At 69.3% G+C, this 19,764-nt stretch carries 18 protein-coding genes; 13 read left to right on the top strand and 5 right to left on the bottom strand.

Features of this window, described 5'->3' with window-relative positions; genetic code table 11:
* Window positions 1-54 precede the first annotated feature (54 nt).
* The 9 genes from ACESMY_RS11580 (at window position 55) to ACESMY_RS11540 (ending at window position 10,536) form a co-directional block, all read left to right on the top strand.
* Window positions 55-315, top strand: a complete 261-nt coding sequence (locus ACESMY_RS11580; protein WP_372784741.1) for an SWIB/MDM2 domain-containing protein — start codon at window positions 55-57, stop codon at window positions 313-315.
* A gap of 202 nt (window positions 316-517) precedes the next feature.
* Window positions 518-1,822: a hypothetical protein gene (locus tag ACESMY_RS11575; protein ID WP_372784740.1), complete on the top strand. Its 1,305-nt coding sequence runs from the start codon at window positions 518-520 to the stop codon at window positions 1,820-1,822.
* Window positions 1,823-1,899: 77 nt separating this feature from the next.
* On the top strand, window positions 1,900-2,568 hold the full coding sequence (locus ACESMY_RS11570; RefSeq protein WP_372784739.1) for a RibD family protein: 669 nt from the start codon (window positions 1,900-1,902) through the stop codon (window positions 2,566-2,568).
* On the top strand, window positions 2,565-3,755 hold the full coding sequence (locus ACESMY_RS11565; protein ID WP_372784738.1) for an iron-containing redox enzyme family protein: 1,191 nt from the start codon (window positions 2,565-2,567) through the stop codon (window positions 3,753-3,755). Before ACESMY_RS11570 ends, ACESMY_RS11565 begins: the two co-directional genes overlap by 4 nt.
* Window positions 3,752-4,006 carry a Rieske (2Fe-2S) protein gene (locus ACESMY_RS11560; RefSeq protein WP_372784737.1) on the top strand — a complete coding sequence of 85 codons (255 nt, stop codon included), beginning with the start codon at window positions 3,752-3,754 and terminating at the stop codon, window positions 4,004-4,006. Before ACESMY_RS11565 ends, ACESMY_RS11560 begins: the two co-directional genes overlap by 4 nt.
* Window positions 4,003-4,596: a CDP-alcohol phosphatidyltransferase family protein gene (locus ACESMY_RS11555; protein ID WP_372784736.1), complete on the top strand. Its 594-nt coding sequence runs from the start codon at window positions 4,003-4,005 to the stop codon at window positions 4,594-4,596. Before ACESMY_RS11560 ends, ACESMY_RS11555 begins: the two co-directional genes overlap by 4 nt.
* 214 nt (window positions 4,597-4,810) lie before the next feature.
* Complete coding sequence (locus tag ACESMY_RS11550; RefSeq protein ID WP_372784735.1) at window positions 4,811-7,480, top strand: hypothetical protein; 2,670 nt, start codon at window positions 4,811-4,813, stop codon at window positions 7,478-7,480.
* 10 nt (window positions 7,481-7,490) lie between these two features.
* Window positions 7,491-9,377 (top strand): GMC family oxidoreductase, encoded by a 1,887-nt coding sequence (locus ACESMY_RS11545; protein WP_372784734.1) that lies wholly within the window; start codon window positions 7,491-7,493, stop codon window positions 9,375-9,377.
* Window positions 9,355-10,536: a catalase family protein gene (locus ACESMY_RS11540; protein WP_372784733.1), complete on the top strand. Its 1,182-nt coding sequence runs from the start codon at window positions 9,355-9,357 to the stop codon at window positions 10,534-10,536. The genes ACESMY_RS11545 and ACESMY_RS11540 overlap by 23 nt, the downstream gene beginning before the upstream one ends.
* Here ACESMY_RS11540 and ACESMY_RS11535 read toward each other — a convergent pair.
* The 5 genes from ACESMY_RS11535 to ACESMY_RS11515 all read right to left on the bottom strand — a co-directional run bounded on the left by ACESMY_RS11535 (window position 10,533) and on the right by ACESMY_RS11515 (window position 15,515).
* Complete coding sequence (locus ACESMY_RS11535; RefSeq protein ID WP_372784732.1) at window positions 10,533-10,952, bottom strand: hypothetical protein; 420 nt, start codon at window positions 10,950-10,952, stop codon at window positions 10,533-10,535. The two genes, ACESMY_RS11540 and ACESMY_RS11535, sit on opposite strands and share 4 nt — an antisense overlap.
* Before the next feature lie 5 nt (window positions 10,953-10,957).
* On the bottom strand, window positions 10,958-12,439 hold the full coding sequence (locus ACESMY_RS11530) for a Dyp-type peroxidase (protein WP_372784731.1): 1,482 nt from the start codon (window positions 12,437-12,439) through the stop codon (window positions 10,958-10,960).
* A gap of 11 nt (window positions 12,440-12,450) precedes the next feature.
* Window positions 12,451-13,737, bottom strand: a complete 1,287-nt coding sequence (locus ACESMY_RS11525) for a hypothetical protein (RefSeq protein ID WP_372784730.1) — start codon at window positions 13,735-13,737, stop codon at window positions 12,451-12,453.
* An 18-nt stretch (window positions 13,738-13,755) separates the two neighbouring features.
* Complete coding sequence (locus tag ACESMY_RS11520) at window positions 13,756-14,187, bottom strand: hypothetical protein (protein WP_372784729.1); 432 nt, start codon at window positions 14,185-14,187, stop codon at window positions 13,756-13,758.
* 119 nt (window positions 14,188-14,306) lie between these two features.
* Window positions 14,307-15,515, bottom strand: coding sequence for a DUF2235 domain-containing protein (locus ACESMY_RS11515; RefSeq protein ID WP_372784728.1), 1,209 nt, complete (start codon window positions 15,513-15,515; stop codon window positions 14,307-14,309).
* A 308-nt stretch (window positions 15,516-15,823) separates the two neighbouring features.
* Between ACESMY_RS11515 and ACESMY_RS11510 the strand changes: the two genes are divergently transcribed.
* Genes ACESMY_RS11510 through ACESMY_RS11495 form a run of 4 tightly spaced genes read left to right on the top strand, consistent with a single transcriptional unit; the run spans window position 15,824 to window position 19,746 of the window.
* Window positions 15,824-17,041, top strand: a complete 1,218-nt coding sequence (locus ACESMY_RS11510; RefSeq protein WP_372784727.1) for a PASTA domain-containing protein — start codon at window positions 15,824-15,826, stop codon at window positions 17,039-17,041.
* The gene (locus ACESMY_RS11505; RefSeq protein ID WP_372784726.1) at window positions 17,038-17,586 is read left to right on the top strand and encodes a hypothetical protein; all 549 of its coding nucleotides are present in this window, start codon (window positions 17,038-17,040) and stop codon (window positions 17,584-17,586) included. The genes ACESMY_RS11510 and ACESMY_RS11505 overlap by 4 nt, the downstream gene beginning before the upstream one ends.
* Before the next feature lie 16 nt (window positions 17,587-17,602).
* Window positions 17,603-18,235 carry a glycoside hydrolase family 25 protein gene (locus ACESMY_RS11500; RefSeq protein WP_372784725.1) on the top strand — a complete coding sequence of 211 codons (633 nt, stop codon included), beginning with the start codon at window positions 17,603-17,605 and terminating at the stop codon, window positions 18,233-18,235.
* Window positions 18,232-19,746, top strand: coding sequence for a hypothetical protein (locus ACESMY_RS11495; RefSeq protein ID WP_372784724.1), 1,515 nt, complete (start codon window positions 18,232-18,234; stop codon window positions 19,744-19,746). Before ACESMY_RS11500 ends, ACESMY_RS11495 begins: the two co-directional genes overlap by 4 nt.
* Window positions 19,747-19,764: the final 18 nt, after the last annotated feature.

Genomic DNA, 19,764 nt, shown 5'->3' with positions numbered 1-19,764 from the left:
TTCACGCACTCCATGCGTGACAGCAGCCGCCTGAATCTAGCTGGGGGAGCCCCTATGGCCGACGTCAAAAAAACCAACGCGCTGCAGAAGCCGCTCACGCCCTCCGCGGAGCTGGCCGCTGTAGTCGGCCCGGGGCAACTGTCCCGGGGCGAAGTCGTCTCGAAGATCTGGGTCTACATCAAGAAGAACAACCTTCAGGATCCGAAGAACAAGCGCGACATCCTGGCTGACGCCAAGCTGAAGCCCGTGTTCGGCGGCAAGGACAAGGTCAGCATGTTCGAGATGAACAAGCACCTGGCCGGTCACCTGAAGTAGGCGATCGCCTGACGGCGGGGCGTCTGATCCCGCCGGGTATTTTTCGGAACTGCAAGGACCTCGCCGGGCCCATGGCTCAGCGGGGTCTTTTGCTGTCTGCGGACCCCCCGAAAACCGCGGGATTTTTCTTCGCGCGTGGAACATCCCTTAACCGTCTTCCGCCAACCTGCAGGCTGGCGAGTTAAGCCAAGGGAGTTTCAACGTGGTCGAGAGCGCCGCAGCGGCCGCTCGTCCAAAGCAGGCGGCCGGCGCGCGCCCCGCCTCTGAAGCCCCCCAGCTGGGCGCGCTCGCGCTTGCCCAGCTCTCAGGCGCCCTGCGGCTCGTGTCGGCCGAGGCGCAGGCCGACATCGAGCGCTACGCCGACCCCCAACTGATCGCCGCCGGCAAGATCAACGTCATCTCGCTCGAAGCCGTGCAGCAGCACCTCAGCGGCGACTGGCAGGAGCGCAAGGAGGAGGTGTTCGCCTTCACCCAGCAGGTCCTGAAGCGCAGCCTCGGCAGCCGCGGGATCTATCGGCGCTTCTCGGACAGCGACTTCTTCGTGCTGCATCCCGGGCTGGGCCGCCTGGCCGGGCAGGCCGCCTGCCTGCGCTACCTTCGCGAGATCCTCAACCAGTTCCACGCCGACGCCGACCAGGCGCCGAGCGGCGTCCTGCAGGTGATCAAGGCCAGCAAGGGCCGCCTGGAGACCAAGCCTGCCGAGGCCCTGGAGGCCGAGGCTGCCCTCACCGGCGAGGACGCCGACGCCGATCCCGCGCGGTTGGGCGCCTTCAACGATGAGGCCAGCCTGACCTCGCAACTGGTCAACCGCTCCGCGCCGTTCATCTCCACCGACGGCCGGCTGCTGCGGGTCTCCGCCAGCCTGGAGCCGATCTACGAGCTGAAGGGCTTCACGCGCATCGGCTTTCGGATGATCCGGCGGATCATCACCGTCTCCAACGGCGAGGCGCTGACGGCGCGCGAAGTGGCTGCGCTGCCCTCGTCCGACCTGGTCCGCGCCGATCTCGCCACCATCACCCGTGGCATCGATCGGTTGAAGACCGAAGCCGGCGATGAACAGCAGCTCAGCCTGATCGTGCCGGTGTCCTTCTCGAGCCTTGCGAGCCATCGGGGTCGCACCGAACTGGTGGCGCCCGTCCGCGAGGCCTCGCACATGGTCAAGCTCGGCGTGATCTGCGAGATCGGCGACATCGAAGGCGTGCCGATGAACGCCCTGATGGACGTGACCGCCCTGGTGCGGCCGATCTCCCTGCTGGTTGCGGGCCGCCTTACCAATCCGACGCCGAGCGCCTTCGCGCGGCTGGCGGGTGCCGGCTTCCAGGCGCTGTCGTTCGAATGCCCGCCCGCCGCGATCGGCGACGCGGAGTTCCTGGGCTGGGCCAACTCCATGGTGACCGCGGCGCGCAAGGTGGTGCGCTCCGTCCTGGTCTACCGGGCGGGCTCGACGAAGCGGGCCGGGGCGCTCGCTTCACTGGGCGCCACCCACGTTAGTCTCGACGCCGGCTGAACTGACGGCGTATTTGCGAGCTTAAGTGGCGGGCGCCACGATGACGCCGATATCCCGGGCTGGGCGGCGGAGCGCGCATGATCGAAATCACAACGCTGTCGGAGTTGACCATCGACGGCAAACTCGCGCTGCATCGCACCTCGTCCAGCAAGGAACTGTTCGACTATTCCACCGATGAGTTGAAGGCTTGGTTCCACGGCCAGCGAGCGCTCTCCGACGCGATCATGGTCGGCGCCAACACCGTGCGCGTCGACGATCCGTCGCTGACGGTGCGCTATGTGGAGGGGCCGAGCCCGCTTCGGGTCATCCCCTCGTCCGACGGTCTCCTGCCGCTGACCTCGGCCCTGCTCAACGATGGGCTGCCGACCCTGGTGGCGACCGCCCGCAAGGCCCAGCCTGCGACCGTGGCCGCGCTACTGGCCAAGCCCGGCGTGGACGTGGTTTGCTGCGGCGAAACCGAGGTGGACCTCGTGGCCCTGATGCAGGTGCTGGCGCAGCGCGGCGTGAAGCGGCTGATTGTCGAAGGCGGCTCGACGCTGCTCTCCAGCCTGTTCGGCCACGGCCTGGTCTCGAAGATCATCATCAAGCACATCCCGATCATCTCCGGCGATCCGGACGCGCCGACCTATCTGACGCTCGCGCCGCGCCCTGGGCACACGATGGGGATCTCGCGCTGGCGCATGGACGAGTGGTTCGTGAAGGGCGGGATCGGCGTCTCGGTCTATGGCCGCGAGGCGGCGCGGTGAACGCCGTCAGCCATGACCCCTTGGCCGACCTGGCCGCCATCCTGGCCGAAGGTTCGGGACAGGCGCCCTCCGCGGCCTTCGACGCGCGTATCGACGTGGTGGGCGAGGATCCCTCGCTCCAGGCTTTTGTGAAGCATCAGGCGCTGATGCGCTGCTATCAGGCGCGCTACGTCCTCCTGCCGGACGAGGCGCCGGCCGGCGGCGTACTGTCGGCGCTGCGGCGCCACTACGACGAGGCCCGCCTCGCCACGCTCGCCGAGCTGCGGCCGCGCCTGGAGGCCGAGCTGATCGCGCCGCTGGCGCCCGCCGGCGCCGGCGATATCGAGACCTATGTGGCGGCCATGCTGGCGGAGATCCGCAGCGCACGGGAGAACGCCTTCACCGGCTTCCTGGCCGGCGCCGATCACCGGGAGGACCACTACCGGAACTTCCTGGTGCAATCCTCGCCCGACCTCCTCGCCGAAGCCTCGGCCTCGGCCCTGGGCGTGATCGGCGAATATGGCGAGCCGCAGTCGGCCCTGTTCCGCATCCTGATCGACGAGTTCGGCTACGGCGCGCCTGCGAAGAAGCACAGCGTCCTCTACCGGGCGACCATGCGCAGCTTCGGTCTGGACGACGCCTACAACGGCTACTGGCCCTGGTTCGACACCGAGGCGCTCGCCCTGCACAACGCGATCCACTGGCTGTTCCAGAACCCGCGGAATTTCTTCCGCCAGGTGGGCTTCCTGCTCCATGCCGAGACCGCCTATCAACGCTCGACCTTGGCGCACCACCGCTACCTGCGCGAGTTCCACCCCGACGCCGACGCCCGCTACTTCGGCGAGCACGCCCATATCGATCTGCACCACACCCGCATGATGATCGACGAAGCCGTGACGCCCCTGGTCGCCAAATTCGGCGCTGAGGCGGGGGCGGAGATCATCGCTGGCGCCGAACTCACCAAGGCGGCGTTCGCCAGCGCGGGCGAACATCTCCTGGGCGTATCCGAGGCCTTCGCGGCCGCCGGCTCGGCGACCTGGGGCGTGCCGGGGGAGCCGCGCGAGGCCCTCGGGCGCCCGGTCACTCCGGCCAGCGACCTCTCGGCGCTTGGCGCGGCGCGCGTGCAGGTGGGCGTGCTGGGCGTGCTGACCGATGCGCAGGATTTCGCGGCCTTCCCGCCGGCGGCCATTGGGCGGGTGCTGGCGTGACCGAGGACGACGGCTCCGTCTGGATCGGCCACGACCTGCCCCCGATCCGGCGCGACGGAGTGGAATACTTCCTGCTCTCGGCCGGCGGCGAGCTCTACCTGGTCCCCAACCGCTGCCCGCACCGCGGCGGACCGCTGAAGTTCGGGCGGCTGAACGGGGCCGGCGAGCTGGTCTGCCCAATGCACGGCAACGCCTTCTCGATTCAGAGCCTGATCGCCAACCCGGCCACCCTGCGCCTGAGCGCGTCATGACGCCGTTCCCGCTGTCGCTGGTCGTCGAGCGGGGTGAATTCAAACCGGCCAACGCCGTCACCCTCAGCCGCGGCCTGCTGATCGTCCCGATCTTCGGCCTGCTCTGGTGGGGCCAGGCGACGGCGGCGCTTGGCCTCTACATCCTGGCCGCCCTGACCGATCTGGCCGACGGCTGGCTCGCCCGGCGGTTCAAGCAGTCCTCGGAGTTCGGCGCCCAGCTCGATGCGGTGGTCGACAACCTCTTCTCGCTGGCCATCCTGGGCTTCCTGGCGCTCGCCTATCCCGGCCTGATCGCACGCCAGTGGGCGGCGGCCGCCGTGCTGTTCGGCGGCCCGATCCTCTACCTCGGCCTTTCCTGGCTACTGACGCGCCGGCTGATGATGTTCCATGTCTGGTCGGCGAAGGTCGGCGCCTTCCTGCTGTTCTGCCTTTGGCCGGCGATCGCGGTCACCGGCTGGCAGGGCTGGTTATGGCTCAGCGCCGCCGTGGTGGGCCTGAGCCGCCTGGAGCAGCTGGTGCTGATCGCCCGCGGCGGCCGAGACCTCAACGCCGGCCACGGCCTCGTCCGCGTCGCCGAGCCGCCGTCCTAGCCGCGTGAACCTCCAGCCCGAATCGCTCGGCGAGGCCGAATCGCCGCCGATCGAGGCCATGGGCGACAGGCCGGCCCTCGCGGGCCCGGCGCGTTCGCCGCCGGGCGGGGGCGGCCAGGCGCCGGTTGGCCCCGCAGCTCCGCAACATGCTTTTCGCCAACCGCCGATCTGCTACGCTCGGTTGAAGCCGAGCAATCGGACGGGGAGGCTCACCATGCGACCGCATGCACCGGTCTTGGCCGCGTTTCTGGCCAGCATTCTCTTTGGCCTGAGTGGCTGCGACCGGGGTCCGCAGCCGGGGACCGTGCTCGACGAAGCCCAAAAGGTCGGCCGCACGGCGGAGTCCTTCCCGCATTCGAAGGTCAACTACTTCGCCGACATGGACAACGCCGCCCCGTTCAACGAGACCGAGGTGCAGGGCCGCGACATGTGGATCGTCTGGACCGGCGGCAACGACCGGTTCTGGGACGGCATGACCGCCACGACCTTCGGTGGGTTCGACCTCCTGAAGATCGTCACCTCCTATCCCAAACAGACCTTCCACCGCGACAATCGCTGGGCGAGCCTGGGCCTCGTCAACGAGCCCTGCTTCGAGGAAGCCAAGGCGCCCGACCCGGAACGCTTCGGTCTCTACCTGGACGTGCGGCAGGCAGGCTGCGCGGCCGATCCCTTCGCCGACGAAGCCGCCTATCCCGGCGTGAAGGCCGGCTTCCGCGGCCTGGCGTTCAAGCCCGACACACGCCTCGCCGATGGCTCCAAGCCCCCGGCCGCCATGCCGGTCGGCTCCTACTACGGCTATCCGACGGGCGTGATCGGCCTGCGCCTGTTCCCGAACCCGGCGTTCGACGACGCGGCGGCCAAGCGCTGGGATCCGAAGCGCTACTACGACGATCCGGGCTACTATAGCGACCCGAAACTTGTGCGGCCCTATCGCGTCGGAATGTCCTGCGGCTTCTGCCACGTGGGCCCGAGCCCGCTGCACCCGCCGGCCGACCCGGAGCACCCGCAGTTCGCGAATCTCAGCTCGACGGTGGGCGCCCAATACATGTGGGTCGACCGGCTGTTCATCCACAGCGCCGACGAGAAGAACTACATGTACCAGCTGGTGCACACCTACCGGCCGGGCTCGATGGACACCTCGCTGGTCTCCACCGACATGATCAACAATCCGCGCACGATGAACGCGATCTACAGCCTCGACGACCGCATGGGGCTGAACGCCACCGACCAGGTCCCCGGCGGCGCCAAATACCTCGGCAAGGAAATCATCAAGGGCGGCGAGCAGAACAACAAGCAGTTCAACAACTACCTTTCCAGCGGCCCCCTGACCCAGTTCTACAAGGCCCCCGACCGGGTGCTGACGCCGCGGGTCCTGAAGGACGGTTCGGACGCTGTGGGCGCGCTGGGCGCACTCAACCGCGTCTACCTGAACATCGGGCTCTTCTCCGAGGAGTGGCTGCTGCACTTCAACGCCGTGGTCGGCGGCAAGAAGATCACCCCGATCCTCATCGCCAACGCCGAAAAGAACTCCGCCTACTGGCGCGCGACGGAGGCGGGCACGCCGTCGACGGCGCTGTTCTTCCTGAAGGCCGGCCGGCCGGACCGGCTGAAGGACGCACCCGGCGGGGCCGCCTACCTCAACGATCCGCCGGCGGCGGTCGAGCACGGCAAGCAGGTATTCGCCGACACCTGCGCGCGTTGCCATTCCAGCAAGCTGCCGCCTGATGCGGTCGCCAAGCTCTCCGACGACAAGTGCGTGGGGGCGGGCTACCTCGGCTGTTTCCAGAGCTACTGGAAGTTCAGCCAGAGCCCGGCGTTCAAGACCGAGATGCGCAAGCTCGCAGCCACGCCGGACTTCCTCGACCACAACTATATGTCGGCCGAGTTCCGGGTGCCGGTGACGCTCTTGCGCACCAACGCCTGCAGCCCGCTGGCCACCAATGCGCTCCGTGGCAACATCTGGGATAACTTCTCCTCGGACAGCTACAAGGAGCTGCCCTCGGTCGGCGCGATCACCGTGCGCGATCCGTTCACCGGCGACCAGCGGCAGTACAAGATGCCCGGCGGCGGGCGCGGCTTCACCCGGCCGCCGTCGCTGATCTCGCTCTGGTCGACCGCGCCCTACCTGCTGAACAACAGCGTCGGTCCCTTCAGCTATATCAACGCCCAGGGTCCCGATGGCCGCTACTTCCCGGCGACGCCGCCGGTGGGCGTCGACGACCGGATGAAGGTCTTCCAGCCCTCGATTGAAGAGATGCTGTGGCCGGAGAAGCGGACCCAGGATTCCGTCCTCGGCTCCAAGGTCCACGGGACGATCGACCGCACGACCTCGGTGAGCTGGGTGGTCATCGCTCCCGCCTATGTGCCCAGCGCCATGAAGCCCGCCAGCGGCCTGCTCAAGGGCCTGTTCCCCGGGCTGATCTACGACCCGGCCGACAAGGCCCAGCTCGCCAAGGATTTCCCCGGCTATCCCGACATGCCGGCGGACATGAAGGGCGCGCTGGTGGTGGGCCCGGTGCCGCAGGGGATGCCGGTGACCCTGCTCTCCAACGTCAAGCTGCAGTCGGAGAGCCGCAATCCGATCGACGGCATCGTCAACACCTGGCGCCTGCTGGTCGTGGCCCATCGGCTCAAGCACGATCTGAAGGACCTGCCGCCGGGCGTCTCGGGCCCGGCGCTGCGCGAGCATTTCGCTAATGTCCGCGAGCCGCTGCTGGCGCTGAGCAAGTGCCCGGACTTCGTGGTCAACCGCGGCCACCTGTTCGGCACGGACGCCTTCAACCACCAGGAAGGCCTGACCGCGGACGAGCGGGCCTGGGGTACGGAAACGGCGCTCAACGACGATGACAAGCGGGCCCTCATCGCCTTCCTGAAGACCCTCTGAGGTCGGCGGCATGGCCGGGCCGCCGACCGCAGACTGGGATTATATCGTCGTCGGTTCGGGCGCCGGCGGCGGCACGGTCGCAGCCCGGCTCGCCGAGCTGGGGCACAGCGTGCTGCTGCTGGAGGCCGGCGGCGACTGCAAGGCCGGCGCGGCCGGGCGCATGCCCGACGACTACGACGTACCCGCCTTCCACCCCTATGCCTCGGAAGACCCGGCGATCAGCTGGAACTTCTGGGTGGAGCACTATGCCGACCCGGCCCAGCAGGCGCGGGATCCGAAGCGCCGGCCCCAGGGCGTGCTCTATCCGCGCGCCGCCACCCTGGGCGGCTGCACGGCGCACAACGCGATGATCCTGATCTACCCCGACGACCAGGACTGGCGGACCATCCAGGACCTCACCGGCGATCCGTCCTGGTCGCCCAGCGCCATGCGCCGCTATTTCCAGCGGCTGGAGGATTGCGGGCATCGCCCGTGGCCGAGGCTGCTCCGCCGGTTCGGGATCGATCTCACCGGGCACGGCTGGAAGGGCTGGCTCTCCACAGAGCGCGCCATGCCGCGCCAGACCTTCGGGGATCTGGCGACCTTCCGGCTCATCGTCGGGTCCGCCCAGGCGGCCATGATGCACGCGCCCCGGGCCCTGGGCGCGATCGTCCAGTTCCTGATCGGTCAGGCCGATCCCAACGACCGGTTCCAGGCGATCGGGCGGGCGCTGAAGGTCTGGTACACGCCGCTGACCACGCGGGGCCATCACCGCCGGGGAACCCGTGAGCGGGTGCTCTGCGCGCGCAAGACGACCGGCCGGCTCGATCTGCGCCTCAATGCGCTGGCCACCGAGGTGCTGTTCGATGCCGACGGCCGCGCCACGGGCGTGGCTTATCGCCAGGGCGAGCGTCTCTATCGCGCGACGCCGGAGCCATCGGCTTCGCCGGGCAAGCCGGCCCAGGTCCATGCGCGGCGCGAGGTGATCCTGGCCGGGGGCGCCTTCAACACCCCGCAGCTCCTGATGTTGTCCGGCATCGGCCCGGCCGGGGCCCTGAGCGCGCTCGGCATCCCGGTCCGGGTCGACCTGCCGGGCGTGGGCGCCAACCTGCAGGATCGCTACGAGGTCGGCCTTGTCCTCCGCATGAAGGCCGACTGGCCGCTCCTGGTCGGCGCGAAGTTCGACCGCACCGACCGGCAATGGCGCGACTGGTCGACCGACGCCTCGGGCATGTACGTCTCCAACGGCGCGGCGATTTCGGTCGCCAAGCGCGCGCCGGGAGGCACGGGCCCGCGCGACCTCTTCTTCATGGCGCTGCTGGCTAGGTTCCGCGGTTACGAGCCCGGCTATTCGAAGGCCGTGGGCGCGCATCACAACTACCTGACCTGGACCGTGCTCAAGGCCCACACCACCAATCGTGGGGGCCGGGTCACCCTGCGCTCGTGCGATCCGCTCGAGCCGCCTGACGTGAACTTCCGCTACTTCGAGGAGGGCGATGGCGACCCCAAGGCCGATCTCGACGCGGTGGTCCACGGCGTCCGCTTCGCCCGCCGGATGGCCCGGCCGCTGCACGAGGCCGGGCTAATCGCCGCCGAGGAGGAGCCGGGGCCGACATACGACACCCGGGCCAAGCTTGCCGAATACGTCCGCGACAACGCCTGGGGCCATCACGCCTCCTGCACCTGCGCCATCGGGCCGCGCGAAGCGGGCGGGGTGCTGGACGGTGACTTCCGGGTTCACGGCGTGACGGGGCTCAGGGTCGTTGACGCCTCGGTTTTCCCACGCATCCCCGGCATGTTCATCGCCTGCGCCATCTACATGGTCGCCGAGAAAGCCGCCGAGGTGATCCACCGCGACGCGCTCAAATCCCCCGCCGAACCGAAAGGAGTCCATCATGCCGTTACGGCGTCTGCATGACTTCCTGGTCTCGCTCAGCCACGTGGAGCGCAGGCTCGAGCCGTTCTTCCGCGAGGCGGTGGATTCGGTGCTGCGCGAGCCGCAGGCCGCGGTCATCCAGTTCCTGATCAACATCCAGCGCAAGGATGAGGGGCTGAAGCTCGCCGAAGAGCGCCCGATCCCCGACGAGGAGCTTCACCTCCAGGAGATCATCGACCGGATGCACGACCAGATGGCCGGCCGGTTCAAGCCGGGCGGGTTCGAGCGCGGCGGCAATACCAAGACCCATGGCATCGTCCGCGCCCAATTCACCGTCGTCGACGGCCTGCCGGACAACCTGCGCAAGGGGGTTTTCGCCACGCCGCGGACCTTCAAGGCCTGGGTGCGATTTTCAGGCCCGGGTCCCGACGTGCCTAAGGACATCGACGACGTCGGCTTCGCCTCCATGGCCATCAAGCTGATGGGTGTCGAAGGCCCCAAGCTGATGGACGAGGAGAAGGCGACCCAGGACTTCATCTGCGTCATGACGCCGACCTTCGTGACGCCGGACACCAAGGCCAACGCCAGCTTGCAGAAATGGAGCCTGGAGCACACGCCGCTCTGGTACTTCCTGAAGCCCGGGGACACCCACATCCTCGATTTCCTGATGCAGGGGCTGTGGAACGCCACCCAGTACAATCCGCTGGCCCAGACCTACTACTCGAACGTGCCCTACCTGCTGGGCGAGGGGCAGGCGATGAAGTACGCCTTCCTGCCGCGCACCAAGGTCAACAAGAAGATCCCCGGCGCGCCGTTCGGGAACGTCCCCGACAACTACCTGCGCGACAACATGGCGGGCACGCTGGCGCAGCAGGACGTCGAGTTCGACATCTGTGTGCAGGTCCAGACCGACGCGCACCGCATGCCGATCGAGAATGCCGGCGTGCGCTGGCCGCTGAAGCTCTCGCCGCATGTCACCGTGGCCAAGCTACGGATTCCGAAGCAGAAATTCGATTCGCCGAAGCAGATGGAGTTCGCCAAGGTCCTGAAGTGGAATCCCTGGCATGCGCTGCCTGAGCACCGCCCGCTCGGCAACCAGAGCCGGGCGCGCCGGCGGATGTACTGGGAGCTCGGCAAGTACCGGCAGGACATGAACGGAGTGCAGCACTACGAGCCCACCGGCGACGAGGCGTTCGACTAGGCGGGGCGGGGCCGGCTGGCCTGCTCGTAGCCCTTCAGCATGATCACCACGCCGACCAGATTGAGCACGGCCGGCGGCGACAGCAGGATCCAGCCCAGCGGCGTCAGGGTCGGCGCCGCCAGGATGTAGGAGATGTCGGTGAAGAGGTCCGAGAACCGGATCCCTGCCACCACCGCCAGCCAGACGGGCTTCCTGCGCCAGAGCGCCAGCGCGATCGCCTGGGCCAGCGCGAACGCCGCCCACTGACCGGCCGAGCGGCGCAGCAAGGCGATCTCCAGGCCCTGGGGGACCGAGTGGTGGAACAGCTTGAACCACAGGTCGGGATAGACCCAGGCGAGGACGAAGATGGTCGTGTCCTCGATGAGCGCGGCCCAGAGGTAGGCCAGGATCGCGAGCCTGAGCCAGCGCCCGATCACCGCTCTTACGCGCCTCCAGCCGCGATGAACTTCAGCGCCCGAAGGCCCGGCAGGAAGAAATAGCCGCCGCCGCGCATGCGGATGAACTGCGGCATGGCCTCGATCTCGCGGCAGGGACCCGCGGCCTGCGGCTGGCGGAAGCCGTCGGTGCGCTGGTCGCCGGGGAAGGGGAGGCGCACGCCCAGCAGGGGATCCTGCTCGCCGGTCAGGCCGCCGAACTTGGCGCTGGCCAGCCAGGCGCCCTGCACGAACTCGAACTGGCGCTGGATATTGGCGCTCAGGCTGACGAACAGCAGGCCGGCCTTCGGGTCGGGCGCGGCAGGGTCGGCGGCCTCCGCCGGCGACAGGGTCTGGCCGTATTTGCGCCCCCGCCGCAACAGGCGGTGGAAACGGCTGGAAGCGATGGTGTCGGCCCGCCGGTCGACGCCCAGGCCCAGCATGCCGAGCAGAAACTTCAGCAGCCCCTGGTCGCCGCCGGGGAGGTCGCCGGTGCGCGGATTGGCGCGGCGGATATGGCCGGTGAAGGGGCAGGCGAGGCCCAGCTGATCGCTGTCGAAGTCGAAGCTGTTCAGGCGCACGTCGTCCGCCTTCGGCCCGACGCCGCGGATCGTCGTGGAGCTGGCGGCCACCAGCGGCTGTCCGTCGAGCCTGCGGCCGACCATGGCCTCGGCGAGCGGCTGGCCGCCGTTCGCCGCCGCGAACCGCCAGAAACCGCGCACGTCCTGATCGAGCTGCCGCAGGACGAGGTAGGACCCGTTGCGGCCGAGGTCGGCGCGGTCCGGCGCATCCGGCGCGCGCGGCAGCATGCCGCCGGCGTCCTGCCCGGGGTTCAGCAGGGGCCGGTTGGTGATCCGGCCATATTCGTTGGCGTAGCCCAGCACGAACTCGCCCGCGGCGATCTGATTGCCGTAATCGAGGTCGTCGGCGGTGCTTGGCGTGCGGGCGGCGGCCCAGTCGACCTGCGGCTGGCTGATCCCGTCGACGAAGCCGAACGGTTCGTTGCCGTCCAGGGTCGCTGCCGCCAGCTCACGCACCTCGAAGGCCTGCTTGAAGGCGGGCGTCACCACGCCGGCGCGGAACGGCCCGAGCCCGCCGGGCTCGGCGAACAGCATGACCAGCAGGTGCGGCTCCCAGGCGGCGGTCCCCCAGTCCCAATGCTCGGGCGCGTTCGGGCCGACGTCGCCGAGCCGGCGCGACCGGGCGGCGTCGGCGGCCATCCCGCTCACGAACTCCGGCGAAAAGCCGCGCACCACGGCCTCCGCCAGGCCCAGCGCCCGCAGGCCGGGCGCCGAGATCGCGACATGCAGGGCCGCAGGCACCTTGACCTCCAGGTCGGCGATGCTGGTGGGTTTGGCCTTGGCGAGCCAGGCCCGCGCCTTGGCTGGGTCGCGCACCCGCAACAGCAGCTGGGTGGATTCCGTCAGTGGTCCGTAGCCGGACTTGAGGATGCCCTGGATGTCGGCGGTTTCGGTGATCGGATCGGCCATGGTCGCGCGCCTCAGATCTTCGCCAGCCAGCGGCGCAGGTCGTCGTCGCTCATGGTGTCGTTCTCCAGCCCCTGGCGGATCTCGGAATTGCGCGCGAGATCGAAGGCGGTGAGGCCGGGATAGGCCCTGTACCAGACGTCGGTCGGCCGCTGGCGGCGGCGCAGGAAGGCCTTGAACCGCTGCTCGTCCTGGGCGCCGTCCAGCAAGAGCCAGTTGGTCGTCGGATAGCCGACGCCATTGGAGAACACGAGGTTCAGGCCGAAGGCCGCCTTGTTGACGAAGTCGTCCATGTAGCTCTCGAGGGAGCCGTCGTAGTTGGAGATGAAGATCACCCGGCGGCCCTTGTCGACGATGACCCAGCGGGCGAAGTGGATCGTGCCCACCCGCGCCAGCCGGCCGCGCTTGTAGATCTGCGCCGCGCCGAAGTTCAGCAGCCACAGCGAGCCGCGCACCAGAGCCAGCCGGAAGGCGCCGGGCTTGATTGTGCCGATGGCGCTGAAAGGGTTGGTGACGTCGTGGTCTTCCATCGCCGAGATGATGTTCGCGCGGACCGGGTCGATCGGGACGGTGAGCTCCGGGTCGCGGGTCTCGTGCCGGCGCAGGATCCACAGCAGGAGGGGCGAGGCGATCAGCAGGATCGGCACGGCCAGGGCCAGGATCAAGATGCCGAACAGCAGGTCGGCGATGTGGCCCAGGAACCAGGGCAAGGGGGTCGGCGCGGGCGAGGACAGCTTGGGGCCGTTCGCCGCGACGGCCGCCCGCAGGCTGGTCTGCAGCTCGCCGGGATTCGTCTGTCCTTCGGCGCGGACCCGCGCCAGCTCCGTCGCCAGGGCGGCGTGGAGGGCGGCTTCCTCCTTCACCTGCAGGACCGTGCGCCCCACCCAGTTGACGTAATAGGCCTGCGAGGACACCAGGCGCTTCTGCATCCAGGCGCGGACGTCGGCGTCGGCGGGGAAGTCCTTGCAGTGGCTGAAGACCCGCGCCAGGCTCGCCCCCGCCTTGCAGGCGACCTCATCCAGCAGGTCGGAGGCCGGGCCGTCGCAGTCGCCCAGGAAGGCCAGATAGACCGGCGCGTCGAAGGGCTTCATCCCGAACGCCGCATTGTCGACCAGGGTCTCGTCCTCCAGCACCACGAAGCGCGCGACGTGCAGGGTCGGAAAGGCCCCGAAGGGCACGAGCCTGTTGACCGGGTCGGCCTGGCCGGGCTTGGCGTTCATCTTCGCCAGCAGGGCGCGTAGCGCCTTCAGCGCCTCCGGCCGGACCGGGGCCAGCACCAGGAATTCGGATTGGGGCGTCATCGCCGCGCCCGTCCGCTGCTAGAACTGCAACGCGAAGTCGATGAGCCGGGCCTTGTCCCAATAGACCTTGCCCAGATAGAGGCCCGGCCCGATCAGGCGGATCTCATCGCGGATCCAGTGGGCGACCAGCGAGGTCTCCGAATAGTCGAGGAGAATGCATTCCTTGCCGTCGAGCCAGCTCTTGTCCTTGTAGACCTTGGCGACGATGGCGTTCAGGCCGAAGGGCGTGATCCGGTTGCGCAGCACCCCGGCCTTGGGATCGAACACCTTACCCTGCCAGGCGAAAAGGCTGATCATCTTGGCGATTTCGTCGCTGAAGGTCGTTCCGGGCGCGATGATGGCGGTGCCGTCGGCCTGGCCCTCCGGGATGGGGCCCGGCTCAGCGGCCGTGAAGATGGCGTCCAGTTCCTTCTGCGGCGTCTTCAAGAGCTGCGCGACGGTATAGGCCATCTTCCCCTCCCCGAAGGCGGCGGTCCTGTTCAGCGAACCGACCGGCGATATGCGAAACTACCACCAAACCGGGGCCGCACAACGCGATTTGCAACCTACGGTTAATGCAGGCGAGTCCGTCAGGGCGCGTAGAAGATCTGCGGATCGGCGAGTGCGACGAAGGCGTCGAGCTGGCCCGCCAGGCCGGGCGCCCGCCTGAGCGAGGCCGGCCGATAATCCGCCAGCCGGTTCCAGCGCAGGCAGGCGGAGAGCGAGACCTCCTCCATCAGGTCGGGGCCGTCGCGGTCCTTCAGTCCGGTGAGCGTGGTGACCAGAAGGCCGAAGCTGAAGCCGCCCTTCTGGAACTTGGCGTCAGGATGGGCGACCCGCTCGTAGTCCTGGAGCTCGGCGGTGTCGAAGGCCAGGCCCGCGCGCGCGGCGCCCTCGGCGACCCATAGCATCGGCACGAGCGACAGGCCGCCGTCGTCGCCGCCGCCTCCGACTTCCCCGTGGCCGCCGGGGAACCAGGTCTGCTGGTAGGGCCGCAGGGCGGGGGCCAGGCCGCCCGCGTGGGCGTTCACGTTCAGGGTCGGGATATTGTCCCACAGGGTGGGCTCGAAGGTCTCCCGCCGCTCGTCGAGCGAGACCGCATGGCGGGCCGAGCGGACAAAGCGCGACAGGCTGGTGTCGTAGAAATCGTATCGCGAGTTGAGCTGGGTCGCGAGGGGCAGGGTGTGGGGTACGCCAAGCGAGCCGACCGTGTCCCAGACGCCGACGTATTGCAGCCAGGCGCAGTTCTGGTCGGCGGGCGTGAGCGAGGTGGGGTCGGCCGGATCGTAGGCCTTGTCGTCGGTGAAGACCCCTGACGGATAGCTCCGCTGGTCGCGGAAGTCCTTCATCGTGGCTTCGAACTTCGCCTGGTCCTCGGGCGTCGCGTCCTTGCGGGGCCGGGTCCGGTAGAGCGCGGTCGCCTCAAAGATCTCGCTGGCGTGCTCGCGCCGCAGGATCCAGGCCCAGCGGAGCAGGCCCGCCAGGCTGCGGGCGGTGTAGGCGCCGCGCGAGAAGCCGAACAGGAAGATGCGGTCGCCGGGCTGGTAGTTCAGGCAGAGGAACTCGTAGGCCGAGGCGATCTTGTAATCGAGGCCCTCGCCGATCGCCCCGCCCAGCAGGTGGCCGCCGATGTCCAGCGGGCTCTGACTGACCCCGACGCCGTCGTCGTAATAGATGACCTGCGGACTGCCGTCGGCCGCCGCCGGCGCAACCGCCCGGGCCAGCTTGGCGACGTTGGTCGGGTAGCGCTGGTCGAGATGCTGCCACGTGCCGTCGCAGAAGATGGCGATGTTCTTCATGAGCGACCCCCCATTCGTGACGGCGCTCGCCGCCCGGACAAGCCTAGGTAGTATCACACAACGCTGATACGGTGTTCTGTGGAATTTCTGGCCGCCCGGGTGTCGCTGGGCTGTTGGGGGGGACGATGCCCGCGCTCGCCTTTCATCGGGACAGCGCGCGCCGGTTTGGGCGCGCAGCCGCGCTTGCAGCGCTGTGCGGCGTGCTTTCGCTTGCCGGCTTGCCGCCGCGCGCAGCAGCGCAACCCAACCCCGCCGCCTACACCCGCGTCGGCCCGCCCTTGGCCCAGGCCCAGACACCGACCCACGCAATGGACCAGACACCGGCGCAGCGTCTGCCGCCGGCGGCTCACATGCCCGACGTGCGCGGCCGCTCCCTCGGGGACGCCCGGCAGATGCTGCTGCCGCTGATGCGGCGGCTGGCGCCCGCGGTGTCGACCACGCCGTCAGACCGGCCCAAGGGGACCGTCGTCGCCCAATCGCCTCAGCCGAACGCGGTGATCTCGCCGGAGACTCGCATCAGCCTGGTGATCTCCGAAGGGCCGCCGCTCGTCGTGCAGCCGCCCCCGCCGCAGTCGACGCCGAAGCCGCCCCGCAGGCCGCCGCCATATGAGCCGCCGCCGTACGAGCCGCCGCGGTATCGGCCGCCGCCCGAGCGCCCGCCGCCGGAACGCCGGCCGCCCCAGAAGCCGCCGGAGCCCAAGCCGGACCTGGTGACCGTCCCGCCGCTGGTCGGCCTGTCGGTGGTTGAGGCGCGGAACCGCCTGGGTCTCGAACGTCTGCTGCTGGGCCGCGCCACCGAGCAAGCCTCGGCCAACCCGGGCGGGCGGATCCTTTCCAGCAGCCCGTCCGCGGGGAGCCAGGTCCGCCCTGGGACCAGCGTCGACTACGCCGAGACCTCAGGCCGAAACCTCGTGCCTTCGGTCGTCGGGCTCAGCGAAGCGGCGGCAGCCGCGAGGCTGCATGCGGCCGGGTTCGAGAGCGTGGTCAACGCCGTGAAGCCCGGGATGAAGCGGCTGGACGCCGTGGCCGCCCAGGCGCCCGGCGCTGGCGTGGAAGACTACCTGGGCGCCGACGTCCGCCTGACCCTGCGGACCGCGGCGCTTCCGCTTCCACCGGCGCGTTCGCCGAAGCCGGTTCCGTCTGCGGCCCTGCCTCCAGCCGCGACGTCCGCGCCTGTGGAATCCCCTCAGCCACCCCCGAAACCTCCACAGCCCCCGAAACCTCCGCCGCCGCCACCGCCGCCTCCACCTCCTCCGCCGTGGATAGCGTTGGCGGAGAAGCTGGGGATCGTGGCTCTGGTGATCGTGGGCCTGGCCGGTGCGGGCGCGCTGGCCGCGCGGGCGATGGTCCGCGTCGTCGGCGTGATGCAAGGCGGCGTCGAACTGGCCGCGCAGACCGATGGCGACGGCGCCGCCGGCGCGGCCGGACCCAACGTGTTGATGAGCTGGGACCTGCAGGTGGAGCCGCCCGGCGCCGAGGACGATGCGGCCGCACCCCCCAAACCGACTGAGGACACAGCGCCATGAGCGAGACCCTGAGCCTGACCTTCGCCGATCTCCTGCCCAAGGAGATCGAAGGCCTCGGCGGCCAGATCAAGGCCCATGTGGGCGACCAGCCGGGCGCCATCGCCTGGCCCCTGCTGGAGGAACAGGCGCTGCAGGGCCTGCGCACGGCGCTCGGCCACATCGACCTGTGGGAGCAGCTCGCCCAGGCCTGGGTGACCTTGGCGGCGGTCAGGGACTATCGCGACCCGGCGAAGCTGCCGGCCGGCAATACGGCGATCCTGTCGCTCGGCAAGCATCACCTGACGCTCAAGGCCACGCCGGCCCTGCAGTTGACCGTCGGCGGCTGGAAGGCGCCGCCGCTGAAACTCGGCTTCGCGGTCACCGCGGCCCTGGATTCAGCCTCGCTGTCGTTGCGGGACGGGCGGCTGGTCGGCGCCCAGCCGGGGGATTGCGCCACCACCGCCACCCTCACCTGCGGCGTCGTCCCGCTGCACGAACCCTGGACCGTGGCCGCGCTCAAGCTGCCCGGCCACCTGACCTTTTCACCGGGATGGAAGATCCCCTGACCGGGACCGACGCGACATGCCCACGATCACCAACGCCGTCATCGACCTTTCGCATCACAACAACGCCGTCGACTTCCAGGCGGCGGCCGGGAGCGGGCTCGCCGGGGTCTTCCACAAGGCTACGCAGGGGACCACCGGCGTCGATCCCGCCTATCTCGTGCGGCGGCCCCAGGCCCAGGCGGAAGGCCTGCTGTGGGGCGCCTACCACTTCGGGACCGGGTCGGACGGCGTGAAGCAGGCCGAATTCTTCCTGAAGACCGTGGGGGATCCGAAGGACCTGTTGCTGGTGCTCGACTTCGAGGGCAACCCGACAGGCCCCAGCATGTCCCTGGAAGAGGCCAGGGCCTTCGTCACCCATGTGCAGGCGCAAACCGGCCGCTGGCCCGGCCTCTATTCGGGGCACTACCTGAAGGAGCTCCTGCAGTCGGCCTCCGACCCGGTGCTCGCCCGGTGCTGGCTGTGGCTCGCCCAGTACGGCCCGACGGCGGTGGTTCCGGCCAACTGGGCGAGCTGGACCTTCTGGCAATACACCGACGGCGCGATCGGCCCGGCGCCGCGCAGCGTGCCGGGCGTCGGAACCTGTGACCGCGACAAATTCAACGGCGCCAAACCGGCGCTGAAGACATTCTGGCTGGGAGCTGAGACATGAGTGGCGTCGTACAGCGGGCGCGCAATGCGCTCGTAGGCCTGGCGAGCCTCGCCACGGGTCTCCTGCCATCCATCGCCGCGGCGCAAGCCGCGCCCGCGCCACCGCCCCTGGCCGCGCCGCCGCCGGTGAGCTGCCTCACCGCCAATCCCACGGCGCTCGCGAAGATCCTGCCGCGCAACCTGGCGCAACCGATCATGCCGGCCGTCCGTCCGCTGCCCGCCAACGACGAGGCGGTGATCATCGTCGCCGGCAAGATCGCGATGTCCGACCCGGGCCGGCAACCGGAGTTCCGGCTGTTCGCCTCGCCACGGGCCGTCCGCTACAGCGCGCTCGCCGACGGCTTTCCCGAGCGTCACCCGATTTCCGTCGAGCACGGCGCGGCGGGAGCGCCCAAGGACTCCTATTCGATCCACTTCGTGCCGCCTCGCTTTCACCGCGCCGAGACCCTCGAACTCGGCCCGAACAACCGCTTCGCCCTGACCCATCGGCGCAGCGTCTTCATCGTCGCCTGCGATGGGGATCGGGTGGCCGCCTGGGCCGCCGACGCCGAGCCGTTCTCCTCGCCGGACGCGGCGCACCTCTGGGCGGCGGTCTTCGTGGCGCTCGTCTATGTCCTCACGGCCTTCATCGTCTACCACCGCCGCCTCACCACGGCCCAGGAGGACGATGACGACGATCAGCGGCTCTACCGCATCGCCAAGGTGCAGAAGTGGTCGCTGCTGCGCTGCCTCAATCCCATCGTCATGACCGCCGATGTGTTCGACCGCGGCAGCCTGCCGAAGTTCCAGATCCTGTTCTTCGTGCTGCTGGTCGCCTACGGCCTGGCCTATCTGGCGATCTGGCGCGGCGAGCTCTCCGACATCTCGACCTCGATCGTCTACCTGCTGGGCATCCCGGCCCTGGGGACGCTCGGCGCCCAGGCGGTGCAGACCACCCGCGACCGCCTCAGCTCCGAAAACTGGGCCTGGCTGGTCAGCCGCCGCGTGCTGCCGATGAACGACCCGGGGGCCAGCGTGGGGCCGCGATTCTCCGACCTGATCATGTCGGACTCCGAACTCGACCTCTACAAGCTGCAGGCGGTCACCTTCAGCGCCATCGTCGGCTTCAGCATGCTGGCCTCGGGTCCCACCGGGCTCGCCAAGTTCGAGGTGCCCCAGACCCTGCTGGGCATCCTCGGCCTGTCGCAGATCGTCTTCGTCGGCGGCCGCCTCGCCAAGCCTACGACCTTGGGCGACGTCGACAAGCTGATCACCGAGCTGCGCAGCCGCGAGACGGTGCTCAAGCGCGCCGCCAGCCTGGGGGTCGACGTGGACGAGAACGGCAAGTCGCTGTCCGGGGCGGCGGCCAAGCGTGTCGCCAAGGCGCCAGACACCCTGCGCGCGGCGGCGGCGATCGTGCCGACGGCGGCGCAGCGCTATCTGGACACCGCCCAGCAGGTGCAGGTGCTGCTGGAGGCGATGGCGCACCGCTCCGTGAACGGCGACAGCCTGACCAATCCGAAGCTCAGCTAGAGCTCGGGCGCGTGTCCG

It is taken from the genome of Phenylobacterium sp., assembly GCF_041691455.1.
GTDB lineage: Bacteria > Pseudomonadota > Alphaproteobacteria > Caulobacterales > Caulobacteraceae > Phenylobacterium.
This window is presented reverse-complemented; position numbering and strand designations above follow the sequence as displayed.